The organism is Pseudomonas sp. DF5, from assembly GCF_058148225.1.
Map to the genome: position 1 here is coordinate 1 of NZ_JBYVYM010000016.1, position 19,285 is coordinate 19,285.

Below are 19,285 nucleotides of genomic sequence, written 5' to 3' on the forward strand. Positions count from 1 at the left end.
GGTTGGGGCAACGCCAGCGACAACATCATCACCGGCGGTTCGGGTGCCGACACGCTGTACGGCGGAGCGGGCGCCGACCAGTTCATCGGCGGTGCCGGTTATGACACGGCCGGCTATAGCGACAGTACCGTGGCGATGACCATCAACCTGAAGACTGGCGTGTACTCCGGGATCGGAGCGGGTGACACCTTCACCGGCATCGAAGTAATCAAGGGGTCGAACTACAACGACATTTTCTATGGCGGTACCACTGCCATGGGCCTGGACGGTGCCGTTGGGCAGGACCTGGTCAGTTACGAGCTTTCGGACGCAGCGGTGACCATCGACCTGACCACCAATGCCAACGCCGGAGATGCCGCGGGCGACACCTTTACCAACATTGAGATCTTCCAGGGCAGCAACTTTGATGACACGTTGTCGGGTTCGCGGTTCGGTGACGTCTTTATCGGTGGTGCAGGTGCGGATGTGATTGACGGCCGCGAGGGTCAGGACAGCGTCTTGTACATCACCAATACCACCGCTGTGAACATCAACCTGCAGACCAACGTCAACCAGGGCGGCGATGCCCAAGGCGATGTGCTGCGCAACATCGAGCGCGTAGTGGGCAGCCACTTCAATGACACCCTGACCGGTGATGCCAATGTCAACTACCTTGAAGGCGGGTTGGGTAACGACGTCATCTATGGTGGCGACGGCAACGATTATCTCTACGGTGGGCTGGTGTCCCAGATCGGGCCATTCACCCTTGATGGTGTGATCAATGGGCCGCAGGCTGACACCTTGTATGGCGGCAATGGCAACGACACCATCGTCACCGCTGCCAGCGACGAGGGCAGCCGGGCCTATGGTGAAGCGGGGGGCGACGTCATCACGGTGACTCATGGCATGGCCGATGGTGGGGACGGTGGCGACCTGCTGACCGGCACGGGCTCCGGTTTCTCGCTGTTTGGCGGTGCTGGCGATGACAATCTGGTGCTGCAAGCCAGCGGGTCGGCCTTTGGTGGCGAGGATGACGATACCTACAACGTTAACACCTCGGCATTGGTGACGATCCAGGACATTGGCATCAGCCGCTCCGACAAAATAGTGCTGTCGTACATCAGCAGTTCCGAACTGTTGGTTGATCGTGTCGGTGATGACCTCTACCTGCACCGATCGAGTGTTAGTCCAGGACAGGTTCCGCAGGAAGGTGTACAGCTCAAGGACTGGTTCGCCGGCTCCGATACCATCGAGCAAATCCAGACGGCGGACGGACAGCTCTTCAACATGCCGGCCAACAGTGATGCGTTTGCAATGTTTGGCTGATACCTGAATCAGACGCCTTCTCTCCTGCAACAGGATTGAAGGCGTCCGCTTTACGCTTGGGGACGAACCCGGTCTGCGTGATCCGGATTCGTCCCTTTTTTGTGCCTTCAATCTGGATTCATGAGCTGGCGCGTTTCCTGCAAGTCCCCCCTCATATCGCCATAAAACGAGCGCTTGCGGCCGGTACGCCAGCGCCTGACACGGCAGAGCGTTTTAGCCAGACAGCCCGCAAAAGCTTGAAACAGCTTGGCCGAGCTCTGTGAAGAACAAGAGGGGAGACGATGAAGGCAGTAATTCTGGCGGGTGGCCTGGGCACGCGCATCAGCGAAGAGTCGCACCTCAAGCCCAAGCCGATGATCGAGATCGGTGGCAAGCCAATTCTTTGGCACATCATGAAACAGTACTCCGCTCACGGGATTCATGACTTCGTGATCTGCCTTGGCTACAAGGGCTATGCGATCAAGGACTTCTTCGCCAACTACTTCCTGCACACCTCCGACGTCACCTTCGACATGCGCAACAACCGCATGGACGTGCACCAGAACTACAGCGAGCCGTGGAGCGTCACTCTCATCGACACCGGCGAGGAAACCATGACCGGTGGCCGCTTGCTGCGTGCCGGCCGTTACCTCAAGGATGAAGAGGCGTTTTGCTTCACCTATGGCGACGGCGTCTCCGATATCAATATCCGTCAACTGGTGGACTACCACAGCGTCCACGGTCGTCTGGCGACCGTCACCGCCGTACAACCGCCGGGCCGTTACGGTGCCCTGGAGCGTCACGGCGATCAGGTGCTCGGTTTCACCGAGAAGCCCCGTGGCGACGGCGGCTGGATCAATGGCGGGTTCTTTGTGTTGTCGCCGAAAGTGCTGTCGTACATCGGCGGTGACGAGACCACCTGGGAAGCCGAGCCGTTGACCCGGCTGGCCCAGGACGAACAGTTGAAGGCGTTCGAGCACGAAGGCTTCTGGCACCCGATGGACACCCTGCGCGACAAGAACCACCTCGAAGCGCTGTGGCAGAGCGGGGAGGCCCCATGGAAGCAATGGGCCTGAGTCCGGAGTTCTGGCGTGGCAAGCGTGTCCTACTGACCGGCCACACTGGTTTCAAGGGCAGCTGGTTGACGTTGTGGCTGCAAAGCCTCGGGGCCGAGGTCAGCGGGTTTTCGCTCGATCCGTCCACCGAGCCGAGCCTGTTCGATCTGGCGCGGGTGCACGAAGGCATCAATGATCAGCGCGGCGACCTGCGTGACCTCGGCGCCTTGCTGGAACTGATCGCCGAAACCCAGCCGGAAATCGTCCTGCACCTGGCGGCCCAACCGCTGGTGCGCGAAGGCTATCGCGATCCGCTCGGCACCTATTCCAGTAACGTCATGGGTACGCTCAATCTGCTCGAAGCGATCCGCCAGGTCGGCGGAGTGCGCGCCTGTGTGCTGGTGACCACCGACAAGGTCTACGCCAACAAGGAATGGCTGTGGCCGTACCGCGAAGACGAAGCCCTGGGTGGTCACGACCCTTACAGCAGCAGCAAGGCTTGCTGCGAATTGTTGGCGCAGTCTTACGCCGCATCGTTTTTCCCGGCCGACAAGTACGCCGAGCATGGCTTGGCGTTGGCCACCGCGCGGGCCGGCAACGTGCTGGGTGGTGGTGACTTCGCGCCTGAGCGCCTGATTCCCGATGTGCTCAAGGCCTGGTCGGCAGACGAGCCTGTGACTCTGCGCTACCCGCAGGCCGTGCGCCCCTGGCAGCACGCTCTTGAGCCTTTGGCGGGTTACCTGCAATTGGCCGCTGGTCTCTACGAACAAGGCCCGGCGTTTGCCGGCGCGTGGAACTTTGGCCCGAGCGAAGCGGACATGTGCAGCGTCGGCGAAGTGGTCGAGTTGCTTGCCAGCCGCTGGCCGCAAGCACGCGGATTGCGCATCGAGCCGAGTGATTTGCACGAAGCCGGCCTGTTGCGCCTGGACAGCAGTCGCGCCCGTCAACGGTTGGCCTGGCAACCGCGTTGGTCGTTGCAGCAGTGCCTGACCCAGACCCTCGATTGGCACCTGGCGTGGCAGAACGGTGATGACATGCGTGAAGTCACCCTGAACCAGTTGAACCTGTACCGAGGCGCGTTGTGAGCGAGTTTCTGTTGAAAGCCTTGCCGCTGGCCGGTCTGTTCAGCGTGCAGCACAAACGCTTCGAAGATGATCGTGGGCACTTCGCCCGGTTGTTTTGCGAAGGCAGCCTGAGCGCTTTCGGCCAGCCGTTTCATATCCGCCAGATCAACCACTCCTGCACCCGTGAGCGGGGCAGTGTGCGCGGTCTGCATTTTCAAAATTCCAATGCGCCGGAAGCCAAGTTGATTACTTGCCTGCGCGGTGAGGTCTGGGATGTGGCGGTGGACTTGCGCCCCGACTCCGAGACTTTCCTGCGCTGGCACGCCGAGCACCTGAAGGCCGGTGACGGTCGCAGCCTGCTGATCCCGGCCGGGTTCGCCCATGGCTTCCAGACCCTGACCGATGACGCCGAATTGCTCTACCTGCACAGCGCCGATTACGCGCCTGCGCACGAGGGCGGGTTGTCGGTGAACGATCCACGGCTGGCGATTGCCTGGCCGTTGCCTGTCAATAATCTGTCGGCCAGGGATTCCAGCCATCCCTTGATCGATGAACACTTCGCTGGAGTGTGTCTATGAACTGCCGTGGTTGCGGTACTCCTCTGGCCTTGCCGCTGATCGATCTCGGTACCTCGCCGCCATCCAACGCCTATGTGCACGTCGATCGCCTGGAACAAACCGAGCAATGGGTGCCTTTGAAGGTCGCGGTGTGTCAGCGGTGCTGGCTGGTGCAGACCGAGGATTACACTAGCGCAGACAGTCTGTTCGACGCCGAGTATGCGTATTTCAGTTCGTTCTCCAGTACCTGGCTGGCCCACGCCGAGCGCTATGTGGCGGAGATGGTCGAACGCTTCGGTCTGACTGCCGACAGCCGCGTGGTGGAAATCGCCGCCAATGACGGTTATCTGTTGCAGTACGTGGCCGGGCGCGGCATCCCTTGCCTGGGTGTTGAGCCAACCCGCAGCACCGCGCAAGCGGCGCGGGAAAAAGGCCTGGAGATTCGTGAGCTGTTCTTCGGTCGCGACACCGCTGCGCAACTGAAAAACGAAGGCTGGGCCGCCGACCTGATGGCCGCCAACAACGTGTTGGCCCACGTCCCGGACATCAATGATTTTCTCGGTGGTTTTGCCACCTTGCTCAAGCCGACCGGCGTGGCGACGTTCGAGTTTCCGCAGCTGCTGACGCTGATGGCCGGGCAGCAATTCGACACGCTGTATCACGAGCACTATTCCTACCTGTCCCTGACCGCCGTGCAGACCTTGTGCGAGCGCAATGGGCTGGAAGTGTTCGACGTCAGCCAGTTGTCGACCCATGGCGGTTCGTTGCGGGTGTTCGTCCAGCGTGCCGACGGTGTTCGCCGTGAGGTGCAGCCAGCCGTTCAACAGCAGTTGCAGGTCGAACTGGCAGCGGGAGTAAAAACCCCCGAGTACTACGCGACCCTGGCGCCAGCAGCCGAGGGCATCAAGCACCAATTGCTGCGTTTCCTGTTGCAGGCCAAGGCCGACGGCAAGCGCGTGGTCGGTTATGGCGCGGCGGCCAAGGGCAACACCTTGCTCAACTACGCCGGCGTCAAACCGGACCTGTTGGCCTGGGTGGCCGATGCGAATCCGCACAAGCAGGGCAAGTACTTGCCGGGCAGTCGCATTCCGATCGTTTCGCCGACGCAGATTGATCTGGAAAAGCCGGATTATATCCTGGTGTTGCCGTGGAACCTGTTGCACGAAGTCAGTCAGCAACTGGCGCAGGTGCGTCAGTGGGACGGCCGTTTCGTGATCGCCGTGCCTGAGTTGACCGTACTGTGAAGGTGATGGTGACCGGTGCTACCGGGTTCGTCGGCCGACATCTGGTCGCGGTTTTGCTCGCCCGTGGTTGCGAGGTGCGGGCCGTGGCGCGTAACTCCGAGACCGCCGCGCAATTACCGTGGATCAACGCCGTGGAATTCGTGGCCGCGGATGTTCATGCCGCCGACCTGGACTTCGCCGCGCTGACCGATGGCGTCGATGCCTTGGCGCATCTCGCCTGGCCGGGGTTGCCGAATTATCAGGCGCTGTTTCACTTCGAGCACAACCTGATGGCCGATTACCGCTTCATCAAGGGCGCGGTCGAGGCGGGCGTATCGCAGGTGTTGGTCACCGGCACCTGTTTCGAATACGGCCTGCAGAGCGGGCCGCTCAGCGAGCAGACCGAGGCGCGGCCAAGCAACCCTTACGGGCTGGCCAAGAACACCTTGCGTCTGTTCCTCGAAAACCTGCAGCGCCAACAGCCCTTCGCCCTGCAATGGGCGCGACTGTTCTACCTGCACGGTGCCGGGCAAAACCCCAACAGTTTACTGGCGGCACTGGATCGGGCAATCGACGCCGGGGACGACAGCTTCAACATGTCGGCCGGCGAGCAGTTACGCGATTACCTGGCGATCGACACGGCCGCCGATTACCTCGCCACGATCCTGCAACAGCGCGAATTCGATGGCGTGATCAATTGTTCCAGTGGCCAGCCGGTATCGGTCAGGGCGCTGGTCGAGCAGCGGTTGCGTGAGCGTGGCGCGTCGATCCGTTTGAACCTGGGCCATTACCCATACCCGATCCATGAACCGATGGCGTTCTGGGGCGTGGCGGACCGCTTGCAACAGCTACTGGGAGCAGAGCATGAGGCATGAGTTGTATCGGGTCGCCGACCTGCCGGTGTTGCAGAACCGTACCTTTGCCGACCCGGAGTCGGCCAGGGCTTCGGCCAGCGCCGACATGCTGTTGGTGCAGGACGAGGCGAGCGGGCTGATCTTCAATCAGGCCTTCGACGCCGACAAGCTCAGCTACGACGCCGACTATCAGAACGAGCAGGCGCATTCCGGCCAGTTCCAGAAGCATCTGAGCGATGTCGAAGGGATCATTGCCCGCCACTTCAAGGGTCAGGAACTGATCGAAGTCGGCTGCGGTAAAGGCTACTTTCTTGAGCTGCTCAAAAGCCTGGGCTACGCCATCACTGGCATCGACCCGGCCTACGAAGGCGACAACGCCGACGTGATCAAGGCGCCGTTCACTCGCGGCCTGGGGCTGTCGGCGGACGCTATCGTGCTGCGGCATGTGCTGGAACATATCCAGGACCCGGTGAGTTTTCTCGCCGAGATGGCCGAGGCCAATCAGGGCGGGCAGATCTACATCGAAGTGCCGTGCTTCGACTGGATTCTCGAGCACCGCGCCTGGTTCGACCTGTTCTACGAACACGTCAATTATTTCCGCCTCGATGACCTGCGCCGGATGTTCGGCACCGTACACGAGGCCGGTCACCTGTTCGGTGGCCAATACCTGTACATCGTCGCCGACCTGGCCACGCTGCGCCTGACGCCGGAACAACCGGTGCCGCGCCTGGCATTGCCGGACGGTTTCACCAGCAGCCTTGAGCGTGCGGTGCAGATCATTCAAGCGGCGCCCGAGCAAGGTTCGGCGATCTGGGGTGCCTCGTCCAAAGGCGTGATTTATTCGTTGTTCCTGCAACGTGCGGGTGTGGCGGTGGATCGCGTGGTGGATATCAACCCGGCCAAACAGGGGCGTTATCTGCCCCTGAGTGGCGTGCGGGTGTCCTCGCCGCAAGAGGCCATGGATGCCTTGCCTGAAGGCGCCAATCTGTTTGTGATGAACTCCAACTACCTCGAAGAAATCAAGCGGATGACTGGTGGACGCTACGTCTATCACGCCGTCGACAGCGCTTCGTTCCAGTGACTATTGAGATTCTAAAATGACCGACAACACCATCAATAAAGCTTTCGAAGCCGAATGCCGGGAACAGATCGCCCAGCAGGGTGACGACCAGAAACTCACCGGCCTGGCCCGGGATTTCTTCAACGAATCGGCCAAACACAAGTACAGCTACCACTTCTCGTGGATGGGCCGTCCGATCATCCAGCTGCCACAAGACATGATGGCGATGCAGGAAATCATCTGGCAGGTCAAACCGGACCTGGTCATCGAATGCGGTATCGCCCACGGCGGTTCGATCATCTACTACGCCTCCTTGCTGGAGCTGCAAGGCCACGGGGAAGTGCTGGGCATCGACCTCGACATTCGCCCGCACAACCGCGAAGCCATCGAGAGCCACCCGATGAGCAAGCGCATCTCGATGATCGAAGGTTCGAGCATTGACCCGGCCATCGCCGCCCAAGTGCGCGCTGCTGCCGAAGGCAAGAAAGTCATTCTGGTGCTCGATTCCAACCACACCCACGATCACGTGCTGGAGGAACTGCGCCTTTACGCACCACTGGTTTCGGTGGACAGCTATTGCGTGGTGATGGACACCGTGGTCGAAGACATGCCGGCCGACTTCTTCCCGGATCGTCCATGGGGCCCGGGCGATAACCCGAAAACTGCGGTGTGGAAGTACCTGGAAGAGAACAAGGACTTCGAGATCGACCAGCAGATGCAAAACAAACTGCTGATCACCGTGGCGCCGGACGGCTATCTGCGTCGCGTTCGTTAATCAAAAACAGCTTCAGGTACTTGGCGATCGGCCGGTTGTGGGGATAGGAAAATGCAGGTTCAAAGCAGCACTCAAACCAACGTGACACCGCTGAACGAGCTGTTCACGGTGGTGGTTATCACCCACAACCGCAGGGCGTTCCTGCGACGCGCCTTGCAGTACTACAGCCGTTACTCCGCCAAGGTGCTGGTGCTGGATTCCTCCGTACAGGACGATGAGCGCATCGCAAGCGACTTTCCATCGGTCGACTATCGCCATTTGCCGCAGTTCACCTATACGGGGTTTCAGCAAAAGCTCGCGTATGGCGTCAGCCAGGTCACCACGCCGTACATGGTGTTGGCTTCCGACGATGACTTCCTGCTGCACGATGCACTGACCGAATCGGTGAGCTTCCTCGAGGCCAATCCTGATTACGGCATGTGCCACGGCTACTGCCTGATGTACCTGACGCACTCCAACTATGTGCAGTACTACCGTCGCGACAAGAAGGTGAAAGAGGATTACAACGCCGAGCGCGCGCAGGATCGTGTGCTCGACTACATGGGCCAGTACATTCCGCCGTTCTATGCGGTGCATCGCACTTCGCTGTTGCGGGACTGGTATGCAGCCATGCCGGAGGGCACGATTTTCGAGTGGCAGGAAATCGGCCATGTGTATTACATGCTCGCACGGGCCAAGGCGCGGATTCTGCCAATGCCTTATGTGGTGCGGGAGGTCAACTACGGTCGTTCGGATCACAATACTGAAATTATTCACGTCCTGAGTTTCAAAGACGCCCGCTCCGTCGCCGAGCGTGAGCGCTTTGCCGGTTTCCTCGCCACGCTACCGACCGACATCAGTGGCCTGGACCAGACGCAGACCGCAGAGTTCGCCCTGCAAAGTTTCCAGGCGCTGGCCGACAGCCTGGCCACGCGCAATGCATTGACTATCGAGCCGATCTTTGAGTCCTACTGGAAAGATCCCACCGTCGGCCCGAAACGCGCATTCGGTACCCGGCAATATGTCGAGATGCCGTTCTACAACCAGGCGTTTTTCGATCAACTGACCGAGTGCGAATTCCTGCTTCATGCGATGCCGGCCGGACGCTTGCAGCTGGAAGAAATGGAGGGTGCATTACTACAGCAGCATACGTTGCAGCGCACCTATTCCAATGACACTCCCGAGACCATCCAGACCCGTCTGCTGCATGCCGTGCAGTTGGGCGCATTCAACCGTCAGGTCGTGCAAAAACTGGCGCAGCAGCTGCTGGACATGGGCGAGAGCGCCGATGCGAAAATATTGACGGACTGGATTGCCCGCCTCGGCAGCCTGCCAACCTACGACAGCCGTGAGTTGCTGGGCAGCATGCCCTCCGGCCGGCTGTTGAACTGGTTGCAGGCACGCCAGCCGAACGACACCGCGGTTCGGAAAATCAATCAACACCTGGCTGCCAATGAGGGGGGGCCTCAGTTCGGCATTCTGTTGCTGGATCTTGAAGCCGACATGGACAAGTTGCAGGTCACCTTCGACAGTCTGATGGAAAGCGCTTTCCGCGCCTTCAAGGTGGTGGTTTTCACCACCGGTGATTTGCCTGACGTCACTACCGAACAAAATACCGTGCATTTTGTAAAGGTCAGCGCAAGCAACTACGTCGATAAACTGAACCAGATTGCCCAGCGCTCGACCTCGGACTGGCTGCTGTTGGCTGAGGCCGGCGATGAGTTCACGGCTGCCGGCTTCCTGCGCGCCAGCCTTGAATTGCAGGACGCCGAAGGTTGCCGTGCGGTGGCGATGGATGAGATCCATCGCCGTAGTAACGGCACATTGACCAAGGTTTTCCGCCCGGCCTTCAACCTCGACCTGCTGCAAAGTCTGCCGACGTTGACCGCCCGGCATTGGCTGATTCGACGCGAGGTGCTGGTGGATGTCGGTGGTTATGCCCGTGAGTTCAGCGATGCACTGGAATTCGACCTGCTGCTGCGCCTGATCGAAGCTGGCGGGTTGGCGGGGCTGGCGCATTTGGCTGAGCCATTGCTCATCACTCCGGCGGTGGAGCTGGCGCCGAACGAGCACCAACGACAGGCCCTGGTACGTCACCTGGCAACCCGTGGCTATCAGGCGCAGGTCAGTGCCGAGGCATTCGGTGGCTTGCGGATCGACTACCGCCACGCGCAGCGTCCGAAGGTGTCGATTATCGTGCGCAGCGAAGGCGATCAGGAGTCATTGCAGCGCTGCCTGGTGAGCGTATTGCAGCGCACGCGCTATCAGAACAACGAAATTATCATCGCCGACAACCACAGCCAGTCAGCCGATCTGCTGACGTGGCTCGACAGCCTGGAGCAAAACGGCCGCGGGCGGATTCGCCTGATCAAGAACGAGCAGCGCATGAGCCCGTCGGCACTGCTCAACCAGGCTGCTGCGCAGGCGCAAGGTGAGTACCTGATACTGCTCGCGGCGGACGCCGAGGTGGTCAATGCCAATTGGATCGAAACCTTGCTCAACCAGGCCCAGCGCCCGGAAGTGGGTGTGGTGGGTGCCAAGCTGGTTGATCGCGAGGGCAGTGTGACCGGCGCCGGTTTGATTCTGGGGCTGGGGGACGGCGTGGCCTCTGCGTTCGTCGGCGAGAAAAAAGACGCTCCGGGTTATATGCATCGACTATTGGTCGAGCAGAATTATTCGGCGGTTTCCGACGCTTGTCTGATGGTGCGCAAAGAGGTGTTCGAGGCACTGGGTGGGCTGGATGAAGAGCATTTCGAGCAAGCATATGCCGATGTCGACTTTTGCCTGAAAGTCGCCGATGCCGGGTTGCTGACCGTTTGGACGCCGCAAGTGCAAATCGCCCACCCAGGCTCTTTGCCGGATCACCCGCAGGCGGTAGCTGCCCTGCGTGACAAGTGGCCCGCCCGCTTCGAACAGGACTCAGCCTACAACCAGAACCTGGCCTTGACCGGCAAGGGCTTTACTCTCAGTGAACCGACCAGCGTGAACTGGGCGCAGTTGCTCGCATAAGCCTGGCTGACAGGTAAAAGGACTCAAGGCATGTTCAACGGTAAATCGATTTTCATCTCTGGCGGCACCGGTTCGTTCGGGCGCAATTTCATCCGCCGCTTGCTGGAGCAATACCAGCCCAAGCGTGTGGTGGTGTTTTCCCGCGATGAGCTTAAGCAGTACGAGATGCAGCAGACGTTCAACGCGCCGTGCATGCGTTACTTCATCGGTGATGTGCGCGACGCCGACCGTTTGCGTCAGGCCATGCGCGGTATCGATTATGTGGTGCACGCCGCGGCGCTGAAGCAAGTGCCAGCGGCGGAATACAACCCCACCGAATGCATCCGCACCAACGTCAACGGCGCGGAAAACATCATCGCCGCGGCCATCGACAACGGTGTGAAAAAAGTTGTCGCGCTGTCCACCGACAAGGCTGCCAGCCCGATCAACTTGTACGGCGCGACCAAGCTGCTGTCGGACAAGCTGTTCGTCGCTGCCAACAACATTGCCGGCGAACAACAAACCCGGTTTGCCGTGGTGCGCTATGGCAATGTCGCCGGCTCGCGGGGTTCGGTGGTGCCGTTCTTCAGCAAACTGATTGCCGAGGGCGCCAAAGAGCTGCCGATCACCGATGAGCGCATGACGCGGTTCTGGATCACCCTCGATCACGGCGTGAAGTTTGTGCTCGACAGCTTCGCCCGCATGCACGGCGGTGAGGTGTTTGTGCCGAAAATCCCGTCGATTCGCATCGTCGACCTGGCGCAGGGGATGGCTGAACATTTGCCGCACAAACACGTCGGCATTCGTCCGGGGGAAAAACTCCATGAGCTGATGGTGCCGCTGGACGACGCGCGCATGACCCTGGAGTTCGACGATCACTACACCATTCAGCCGTCGATCCGTTTCACCAGCGTCGACGTGGATTTTGCCGTGGACAAACTGGGCGAGCAGGGGCGGCCGGTGGGCGAAGACTTCGAGTACCGCTCCGACACCAACCCGCATTTCCTGTCGGTCGGCCAGATCGCCGACCTGCACGCGGAGTTGTCGGCATGATTCCCTACGGTCGGCAAAGCCTCGATCAGGCGGACATCGATGCGGTGGTCGCCGTGTTGCAGTCCGACTGGCTGACCCAAGGGCCGACCATCGAGCGTTTCGAACAAGCCATGGCCGAGCGTTGCCAGGCCGATTTCGCGGTGGCGGTGTGCAATGCCACTGCGGCGTTGCACATTGCCTGCCTCGCCGCTGGCCTGGGGCCGGGCGATCGGTTATGGACCACGCCGAACACCTTTCTGGCCTCGGCCAATTGCGGTCGTTACTGCGGCGCCGATGTCGATTTTGTCGACATTGACCCGCTGACCTGGAACCTCGATGCCTACACCTTGGCGTCGAAGTTGGAAATCGCCGAGCGCGACGGCAAGCTGCCGAAAGTGCTGGTGGCGGTAGCGTTCTCCGGGCAGAGCTGCGATATGCGCATGATCGCCGAACTGGCCGAGCGTTACGGTTTCACGGTGATCGAGGATGCTTCCCACGCGGTCGGCGCGTCCTATGCCGGGCGCCCGGTGGGATGCGGCGAATTCGCGGCAATGACCGTGTTCAGTTTCCACCCGGTGAAGATCATTACCAGCGCCGAAGGCGGCATGGTGCTGACCAATCGCCCGGAACTGGCCGAGCGCTTGCAGCGTCTGCGCAGCCACGGCATGACCCGTGACCCCGGGCAGATGACCGAACCCAGCCACGGCCCGTGGTACTACCAGCAAGTGGAACTGGGCTTCAATTACCGGATCACCGACCTGCAAGCGGCCCTCGGTCTCTCACAGCTGAACAAGCTCGATGGCTTTATCGAGCGCCGCCGTGAACTGGCGGCGCGTTACGACCGGTTGCTGGCGTACTTGCCGCTGACCTTGCCCAGCACGCAGCCTGAAGCCGAATCGGCGTGGCATCTGTACGTTGTGCGCTTGCAGACGGAGCGGATCAACCTCAGTCATCGACAGGTGTTCGAAGGCTTGCGAGCAGCCGGTGTCGGGGTGAATCTGCACTATATTCCGCTGCACTTGCAGCCGTACTATCGCGACCTGGGTTTTGCCGAGGGTGATTTCCCCCAGGCTGAACGTTATTACGCCGAGGCCATCAGCCTGCCGCTGTTTCCTCTGCTGAGCGATGAACAACAGGACTATGTGGTCGAGCAATTACGACGGCTGATCCTTGAGGAGTAGTGACTCTTGAGCTGTGTTGCGATCATTCCGGCCCGTGGTGGCAGCAAGCGAATCCCGCGCAAGAACCTCAAGCCGTTCGACGGCGTGCCGATGATCGTCCGTTCGATTCGCACGGCGCTGGAATCGAGCCTGTTCGACCAGGTGATCGTCAGTACCGACGATGAGGAAATTGCCGATGTCGCACGAGCCAATGGCGCTCAGGTGCCGTTCATGCGGCCCGCGGCACTGGCTGACGACTTCACCGGGACTGCGGCGGTGATCGTGCATGCCCTGAATCAATTGCCGCCGTTCGACTATGCCTGCTGCGTCTACGCAACGGCGCCTTTGTTGCAAGCGCGCTATCTGCGTCAAGGGCATGAGTTGCTGGTGCAGCACCCGGACAAATCTTTCGCGTTTTCAGTCACCGGTTTTGGTTTCCCGGTGCAGCGGGCCTTGACCCTCGACGCACAGGGCGCCCTGACCTCGCTCTATCCGGAGTTTCGTGACACCCGTTCCCAGGACTTGCCCGAAGCCTTTCAAGACGCCGGCCAGTTCTACTGGGGGCGTAGCGAGGCCTGGTTGCGTGGTGAAGCACTTTTCTCGCCAGCGAGCCTGCCGGTGATTCTGCCGCGCTACCTGGTACAGGACATCGACACCCTTGAAGACTGGAAACGCGCCGAATACCTTTACGCCGCATTGAAGGCCGGTGGTGAGTTGCAATGAGGGTACTGATCCGCGCTGACGCGTCGCCAACCATTGGCAGCGGCCATATCGCCCGTTGTCTGACCCTGGCCAGGGTGTTGCGCAAGCAGGGCACGCACGTTGCCTTCGCCTGTCGTCTGCTGCCGGGGCATCGACTGGACAGCCTGGCCAGCGAGGGCTTCGAGACCTTCGCGCTGCCGGCGCGCTACCCCGATGAAGATCCGCAGCAGGCCATCGAGTCGATGCTGCCGTGGCAGGCGGACATCGCCGCGCTGGCGCAAGCCCTGGAAAGCCATCCGGCTTTCGACTGGATCATCGTTGACCACTATGGCCTCGATCATCACTGGCAGACTGCGGCCCGTCGCTGGGCACCACGGATCGCCGCGGTGGATGACCTGGCCACTCGGCGGTACCGCGTCGATCTGCTGCTCAATCAAAATCTGTCGGGCACCCCAGAGGCTTATGCCTCGCTGCTGACGCCCGACTGCCAGACCTTGCTCGGCCCACGTTTTGCGATGTTGCGCGATGAGTTCTGCTGCCCGGCGATCGAGATCAAGCCTCGGGCCAGGCGAGTGCTGGTGAACTTCGGCGGCTTCGACGCGGCCATGCAGACCCACCACGCGATGTTGGCGCTGGCGGACCTCCATGAGCTGGAAGTCGATTTCGTGGCGGGTGCCGATAACCCGGCCTGGGAGCAGATGCAGGCGCTGGCGGCGTATCGTCCGAACTGGCGCCTGCACAGTTTTGTCAGCGATTTCTATCGGCTGATGACCGAGGCTGACCTGTTTATCGGTGCCGGTGGCGGCACCAGTTGGGAGCGGGCGGCCATGGGGCTGCCGACGATTTGCATTGCGGTCTCGAATAATCAGCAGGCCAACGGCGAGGTGATGGCGACCTCGGGCGCTCATGTGTTCCTGGGCAACCGCGAGCATGTCAGCGTCGAGCAGTTGCGCCAAGCCATCGGTTTTGTCGTAGGCAATCAAGGTTTTCGTCAAAGTATGGCCGAACGCTCACGGCAGTTGGTCGATGGCCGTGGCGCGCAGCGGGTGGCGGCAGCACTGGCGGGAGCGGTACTGCAGGTGCGTCGAGCCGATCCGGACGATGCGCAATTGTTGTTCGAGGGACGTAATGCCGAGGCAGTACGGCGCTGGTCGCTGGACACCCACGCCATCGATTGGCAGCGGCATCAGGTCTGGTTGGCCGCGAGCCTGAACAACCCTCAGCGACTGCTGTTGATTGCCGAGGCGGATGACGGCCCGGTCGGTATGCTGCGCTATGACCTTGACGGTACTCGGGCCGAGGTCTCGATCTATCTGTTCGAAGGCCGATTCGGCCTGGGCTGGGGCAGGGCGCTGCTGGCGCGAGGCGAAGCGTTCGTCACAGCGCATTGGCCACAACTTGAGGCCATCACCGCTCAGGTGCTGCCGGCCAATCAGCCATCGCTGAAGGTTTTCCGCGAGGGTGGTTTTACTCAGAGTGCTTGCGCGTTCACGCGCGTGTTGAAGGATCCAGAACAATGACCAGTTTCAAGATCGGTAATCGCTCGATCGGTGCCGATGCGCCGCCGTTCATCATTGCCGAGATGAGCGGCAACCATAACCAGTCGCTGGACATGGCGATAAAAATCGTCGAAGCCGCGGCCAAGGCCGGCGCCCATGCCTTGAAGCTGCAAACCTACACCGCCGAGACCATGACCCTGGACTTGTCCGAAGGCGAGTTCTTCATCAAGGACCCCAACAGCTTGTGGGCCGGTTCTTCGCTGTATGCGCTGTACGAAAAGGCCCACACGCCGTGGGAATGGCACGCGCCGATTTTCGCCCGGGCCAAAGAGCTGGGCATGCTGGCGTTCTCCACACCGTTCGATGACACCGCGGTGGACTTCCTCGAGAGCCTCGATGTGCCGGCCTACAAGATCGCCAGCTTCGAGAACACTGATCTGCCGTTGATTCGTCGGGTCGCGGCCACCGGCAAGCCGCTGATCATTTCCACCGGCATGGCCAGCATCGCCGAGCTCGACGAAACCGTGCGTGCCGCCCGTGAGGCCGGTTGCAAGGACCTGGTGTTGCTCAAGTGCACCAGCACATACCCGGCGACGCCCGCCAACAGCAACGTGCGCACGATTCCTCATCTGCGCGAGTTGTTCGGCTGTGAAGTCGGTTTGTCCGACCATTCGATGGGCGTCGGGGTGTCTGTCGCCGCCGTAGCGCTGGGGGCGACGGTGGTGGAAAAACACTTCACCCTAGACCGTGCCGCAGGCGGGGTGGACGCCAGTTTCTCCCTGGAACCGGCCGAACTCGCCAGCCTGGTGATCGAAACCGAGCGCGCCTGGCAGGCCATGGGCCAGGTGCATTACGGGGTGACTGACGCCGAGCGCAAGTCCCTGGTGTACCGCCGGTCGCTGTATGTCACCCAGGACATGACCGCCGGTGAGCCTTTTACCGCCGCCAATCTGCGGGCCATCCGTCCAGGCCTGGGGCTGGCCCCGAAACACGCTGAAACCCTTCTGGGCCGCCGTGCCCGCCAGGCCATCAAGCGAGGAACGCCGCTGGACTGGTCGCTGGTCGAATAACCGCTTGTGGGGCTGATTCGGCAAAATAGCGTGACCTGCGAGTCATTACGCGCATCTTCACTGTATTGTATAAATAGGGAAGAGGGCGCCTGGCCTGCTTTTGGCTCAGTGATGGCCTTTTACTCTTCCCGCTGTCACCTCGTTGAGGGCGACGTTATTCGTTGTTTGTCGGCGCCCCTCGATTCCTTGCGAGCGGTGGTATTGGGCTGTTTATTATTGGGAAGCCGTAATGATTGGCATAAAGAGCATTGCGAGCTACGTTCCTGTAGCCGGCGTGGACAATTACGCACAAGGTGCAAAATTCGAAAAGGATGAAGAGTTCATCCTTGGCAAGATCGGTTCGGCTTTCCTGCCGCGCAAAGACGCCGGTCAAGAAACCTCGGACCTGTGTGTCGAAGCAGTCAATGCGCTGTTCGCCAACAACCCTGAATTGAAGCGCGAAGCCATCGACGTGCTGATTGTCGTCACCCAGAACGGCGACGAAGAAGGGCTGCCGCACACTGCCGCCATCGTTCAGGACAAGCTGGGCCTGCCGACGACCGTGGCCGCGTTCGATATCTCCCTGGGCTGCTCCGGTTATGTCTACGGTATCTACGCCATCAAGGGTTTCATGGAGGCCGCGGGTCTGAAGAATGGCCTGCTGGTGACCGCCGATCCGTATTCGAAGATCGTCGACCCGGAAGATCGCAACACCACCATGTTGTTCGGCGATGCCGCCACCGCCACCTGGATGGGCGAAGACGCGCCATGGCAGTTGGGCAAGGCCAAGTTCGGCACCGACGGTTCCGGCGCGCCGCACCTGAAGGTTACCGACGGGGTGTTCTTCATGAACGGCCGTCAGGTCTTCAACTTCGCGCTGCTCAAAGTCCCTGCGCATTTGCACGAGCTGCTGGGCGACTCGGGCCTGACGGCTGACGATATCGATGCCTTCTGCATTCACCAGGGCAGTGCGGCGATTGTCGATGCCGTGGCACGACGTTTCGAGGGCGAGCCCGAGAAGTTCCTCAAGGACATGGTCGAGACCGGTAACACCGTGTCGTCGAGCATTCCATTGCTGCTGGAAAAACACGTGCTCGATTCCAAGTGGAAGCGTGTGGCGCTCAGTGGTTTCGGTGTTGGTCTGTCTTGGGGATCGGCGATCATCTATCGTCCTTGATCTTCTAAAAGCCGGACACAAAAAAAGCGCTCAAGGTGTAACCTTGAGCGCTATTTTTTTGCCCGAATTACAGCGAGGCGCCATGAGCGAGTTTTTTCAACCCAACGCCGAACTCATTCAGCGTCGCTGGCCGGCCGTGGCTGAGCGTCTGCTGTCTGAAGATCCGGGCCCGTTGCAGGCCGATCTGGTGGAAGGGCTCGGCTCGACCCTGAGCATCAACGGCATTCAGTTGACCAGTCGCCATGACCGTACCCGCGAAGCGCAGCTTCAGGCGGCAAGCCTGCCGGTCGACAGTCCGGTGTTGCATGTTTACGGCACGGGGCTGGGTGATCTGCAACTGGAGCTGCTGCAGCGTTCGGAGCTGATTCAGCTACATGTACATATCCTTAACGGCGCAGTGTTTGCGCTGGTGCTGCAATTACTCGATCAGCAGCCGTGGCTCAGCGATTCGAGGGTCGAGTTGCACTACGCCGGTGATTTGGCTGAGATTTGTTTGCCGTTCTTTGCCCTGCCTTCGGAGCTGGTGCTGGCTGATGATTTCAACGCGAAGATCCGCGACCGCTTGATCAGCGAAGTTCATCTGACGTTCAACAACCGTGAGTTCGATCCGGACAATCCGGAAATAGCGACGCGCCTGCTGGAAAGTGTCGAACAGATCCGCGTCGATAGTGACGCCGCACAATTGTTCGCGGCGCACGCTGGCCAGCCGATGTTTGTCATCGCCACCGGGCCGAGCCTGGAACAGCACTTCGTGACCTTGCGATCAATTCGCGGCCAGACCCCGCGACCACTGTTCGTTTGTGTCGATACCGCTTATAGGCCGCTGATCGAGAACGGTATCAAGCCGGATGTGGTCGTCACGATCGATCAGCGTATCTCGCTGCGCCATCTGCCGCCCGAGGACAGCGCAAACATCACGCTGGTCTACATGCCGCTGGTGGCCCCTGCCGTCTTGCAGACCTGGCAAGGCAAACGCTATGTCGCCTACTCAGCAAGCCCGGTTTTTCGGGATCTGCGCGCGCAGCTCCCACGGGCAGAGCTGTTTGCAGGCGGCAGCGTGATTCATCCGGCGGTGGACCTGGCGGTGAAAATGGGCGCCAGTCAGATCACGCTGTTCGGGGCTGACTTCGCGTTCCCCAACAACAAGACCCATGCCGGCTGGAATGACGGTGACCTTGGTCCGCAATTGGGCGCGGCTCGTCATTGGGTGTTGGATGGGCATGGGCAGCGGGTCAAGACCCAGCTCAATTTCCGCAGCTACCTGTGTGAGCTGGAGCGCTATATCGCTGCGAATCCACACGTCGTCTTCTACAACAGCAGTCGAGCCGGGGCCATGATTGCCGGCACGACATTTCATCCGGAGTTCAGTCAATGAGCGAAGTGCTACTCGTTGATCAGGCCCGGCAATGTTCAGCGTTGTTTCGCCTGGGAAGGGATGTCGAGGCCGCGCTGGTCATGGTCGAGGTGGCGGAGCAGGTGCAGTCGCGGGTGGGCGGGGCAGACAGCCAGATCGCGGCCCGGTGGATGGCATTGCTGACAGGCATGTTGGATAGCCAGGAACGACAGGACTGGTTGGCGCTGGCGGACTACCTTGAATACGAACTGGTCGATTTACTGGTGGCTGTCAATTCTGCGTAATGCCGTGGCAGATCAGCGGGAGCGGGGCTGTAAGAAGGGTTGTGGCAGTTCTCTGGCGTCATTTTTTGGTGGTTGGATCGTCGCTAAGCCTCGGTTTTACAGGGGGTGGCAGGGTGATGGCAAAAAATTTCAAAAATCCCCTCAAGCAACCTGCATTGGCGACGATAACTATTACGAAGGTTCTCTAGG

Annotated in this window: 17 protein-coding genes; all 17 read left to right on the forward strand. The window is 60.5% G+C overall.

Annotated features, from left to right (window positions below; genetic code table 11):
• On the forward strand, window positions 1-1,305 hold a 1,305-nt coding region (locus AC30D7_RS16030), incomplete at its 5' end, for a calcium-binding protein (RefSeq protein ID WP_490134722.1).
• A gap of 281 nt (window positions 1,306-1,586) precedes the next feature.
• Window positions 1,587-2,360: a glucose-1-phosphate cytidylyltransferase gene (gene rfbF / locus AC30D7_RS16035; RefSeq protein ID WP_305411589.1), complete on the forward strand. Its 774-nt coding sequence runs from the start codon at window positions 1,587-1,589 to the stop codon at window positions 2,358-2,360.
• Complete coding sequence (gene rfbG / locus AC30D7_RS16040) at window positions 2,342-3,424, forward strand: CDP-glucose 4,6-dehydratase (protein ID WP_490134723.1); 1,083 nt, start codon at window positions 2,342-2,344, stop codon at window positions 3,422-3,424. The genes rfbF and rfbG overlap by 19 nt, the downstream gene beginning before the upstream one ends.
• Window positions 3,421-3,981: a dTDP-4-dehydrorhamnose 3,5-epimerase family protein gene (locus AC30D7_RS16045; RefSeq protein ID WP_490134724.1), complete on the forward strand. Its 561-nt coding sequence runs from the start codon at window positions 3,421-3,423 to the stop codon at window positions 3,979-3,981. Before rfbG ends, AC30D7_RS16045 begins: the two co-directional genes overlap by 4 nt.
• On the forward strand, window positions 3,978-5,204 hold the full coding sequence (locus tag AC30D7_RS16050) for a methyltransferase domain-containing protein (RefSeq protein ID WP_490134725.1): 1,227 nt from the start codon (window positions 3,978-3,980) through the stop codon (window positions 5,202-5,204). Before AC30D7_RS16045 ends, AC30D7_RS16050 begins: the two co-directional genes overlap by 4 nt.
• A complete protein-coding gene (locus AC30D7_RS16055; RefSeq protein ID WP_490134726.1) occupies window positions 5,201-6,058 on the forward strand; it encodes an NAD-dependent epimerase/dehydratase family protein in 858 nt (285 codons plus the stop codon). Before AC30D7_RS16050 ends, AC30D7_RS16055 begins: the two co-directional genes overlap by 4 nt.
• Window positions 6,048-7,118: a class I SAM-dependent methyltransferase gene (locus AC30D7_RS16060; protein WP_028939978.1), complete on the forward strand. Its 1,071-nt coding sequence runs from the start codon at window positions 6,048-6,050 to the stop codon at window positions 7,116-7,118. The genes AC30D7_RS16055 and AC30D7_RS16060 overlap by 11 nt, the downstream gene beginning before the upstream one ends.
• Window positions 7,119-7,134: 16 nt before the next feature.
• Window positions 7,135-7,872 (forward strand): cephalosporin hydroxylase family protein, encoded by a 738-nt coding sequence (locus AC30D7_RS16065; RefSeq protein ID WP_028939979.1) that lies wholly within the window; start codon window positions 7,135-7,137, stop codon window positions 7,870-7,872.
• Between the two features lie 51 nt (window positions 7,873-7,923).
• Window positions 7,924-10,860 carry a glycosyltransferase family 2 protein gene (locus tag AC30D7_RS16070; RefSeq protein ID WP_490134727.1) on the forward strand — a complete coding sequence of 979 codons (2,937 nt, stop codon included), beginning with the start codon at window positions 7,924-7,926 and terminating at the stop codon, window positions 10,858-10,860.
• A 30-nt stretch (window positions 10,861-10,890) separates the two neighbouring features.
• The gene (gene pseB, locus AC30D7_RS16075; RefSeq protein WP_019579558.1) at window positions 10,891-11,892 is read left to right on the forward strand and encodes a UDP-N-acetylglucosamine 4,6-dehydratase (inverting); all 1,002 of its coding nucleotides are present in this window, start codon (window positions 10,891-10,893) and stop codon (window positions 11,890-11,892) included.
• Window positions 11,889-13,052 carry a UDP-4-amino-4,6-dideoxy-N-acetyl-beta-L-altrosamine transaminase gene (pseC, locus tag AC30D7_RS16080; RefSeq protein WP_019579559.1) on the forward strand — a complete coding sequence of 388 codons (1,164 nt, stop codon included), beginning with the start codon at window positions 11,889-11,891 and terminating at the stop codon, window positions 13,050-13,052. The genes pseB and pseC overlap by 4 nt, the downstream gene beginning before the upstream one ends.
• 6 nt (window positions 13,053-13,058) lie before the next feature.
• Window positions 13,059-13,754: a pseudaminic acid cytidylyltransferase gene (gene pseF, locus AC30D7_RS16085; RefSeq protein WP_349745586.1), complete on the forward strand. Its 696-nt coding sequence runs from the start codon at window positions 13,059-13,061 to the stop codon at window positions 13,752-13,754.
• Window positions 13,751-15,253 carry a UDP-2,4-diacetamido-2,4,6-trideoxy-beta-L-altropyranose hydrolase gene (gene pseG, locus AC30D7_RS16090; protein WP_490134728.1) on the forward strand — a complete coding sequence of 501 codons (1,503 nt, stop codon included), beginning with the start codon at window positions 13,751-13,753 and terminating at the stop codon, window positions 15,251-15,253. Before pseF ends, pseG begins: the two co-directional genes overlap by 4 nt.
• Window positions 15,250-16,302: a pseudaminic acid synthase gene (pseI, locus tag AC30D7_RS16095; protein ID WP_490134729.1), complete on the forward strand. Its 1,053-nt coding sequence runs from the start codon at window positions 15,250-15,252 to the stop codon at window positions 16,300-16,302. The genes pseG and pseI overlap by 4 nt, the downstream gene beginning before the upstream one ends.
• A 229-nt stretch (window positions 16,303-16,531) precedes the next feature.
• Entirely contained in the window at window positions 16,532-17,458 is a 927-nt protein-coding gene (locus tag AC30D7_RS16100; protein WP_018925031.1) for a ketoacyl-ACP synthase III, read from the forward strand.
• Between the two features lie 82 nt (window positions 17,459-17,540).
• Window positions 17,541-18,833, forward strand: a complete 1,293-nt coding sequence (locus AC30D7_RS16105; protein ID WP_490134730.1) for a motility associated factor glycosyltransferase family protein — start codon at window positions 17,541-17,543, stop codon at window positions 18,831-18,833.
• Window positions 18,830-19,096, forward strand: a complete 267-nt coding sequence (locus AC30D7_RS16110) for a hypothetical protein (protein ID WP_490134731.1) — start codon at window positions 18,830-18,832, stop codon at window positions 19,094-19,096. Before AC30D7_RS16105 ends, AC30D7_RS16110 begins: the two co-directional genes overlap by 4 nt.
• Window positions 19,097-19,285 lie beyond the last annotated feature (189 nt).

Excerpts from the sequence above, each read along its gene's own strand:
- rfbF (WP_305411589.1), top strand. The coding sequence starts at position 1,587 with ATGAAGGCAGTAATTCTGGCGGGTGGCCTGGGCACGCGCATCAGCGAA.
- rfbG (WP_490134723.1), top strand. The coding sequence starts at position 2,342 with ATGGAAGCAATGGGCCTGAGTCCGGAGTTCTGGCGTGGCAAGCGTGTC.
- AC30D7_RS16050 (WP_490134725.1), top strand. The coding sequence starts at position 3,978 with ATGAACTGCCGTGGTTGCGGTACTCCTCTGGCCTTGCCGCTGATCGAT.
- AC30D7_RS16060 (WP_028939978.1), top strand. The coding sequence starts at position 6,048 with ATGAGGCATGAGTTGTATCGGGTCGCCGACCTGCCGGTGTTGCAGAAC.
- AC30D7_RS16065 (WP_028939979.1), top strand. The coding sequence starts at position 7,135 with ATGACCGACAACACCATCAATAAAGCTTTCGAAGCCGAATGCCGGGAA.
- AC30D7_RS16070 (WP_490134727.1), top strand. The coding sequence starts at position 7,924 with ATGCAGGTTCAAAGCAGCACTCAAACCAACGTGACACCGCTGAACGAG.
- pseB (WP_019579558.1), top strand. The coding sequence starts at position 10,891 with ATGTTCAACGGTAAATCGATTTTCATCTCTGGCGGCACCGGTTCGTTC.
- pseC (WP_019579559.1), top strand. The coding sequence starts at position 11,889 with ATGATTCCCTACGGTCGGCAAAGCCTCGATCAGGCGGACATCGATGCG.
- pseG (WP_490134728.1), top strand. The coding sequence starts at position 13,751 with ATGAGGGTACTGATCCGCGCTGACGCGTCGCCAACCATTGGCAGCGGC.
- pseI (WP_490134729.1), top strand. The coding sequence starts at position 15,250 with ATGACCAGTTTCAAGATCGGTAATCGCTCGATCGGTGCCGATGCGCCG.
- AC30D7_RS16100 (WP_018925031.1), top strand. The coding sequence starts at position 16,532 with ATGATTGGCATAAAGAGCATTGCGAGCTACGTTCCTGTAGCCGGCGTG.
- AC30D7_RS16105 (WP_490134730.1), top strand. The coding sequence starts at position 17,541 with ATGAGCGAGTTTTTTCAACCCAACGCCGAACTCATTCAGCGTCGCTGG.
- AC30D7_RS16110 (WP_490134731.1), top strand. The coding sequence starts at position 18,830 with ATGAGCGAAGTGCTACTCGTTGATCAGGCCCGGCAATGTTCAGCGTTG.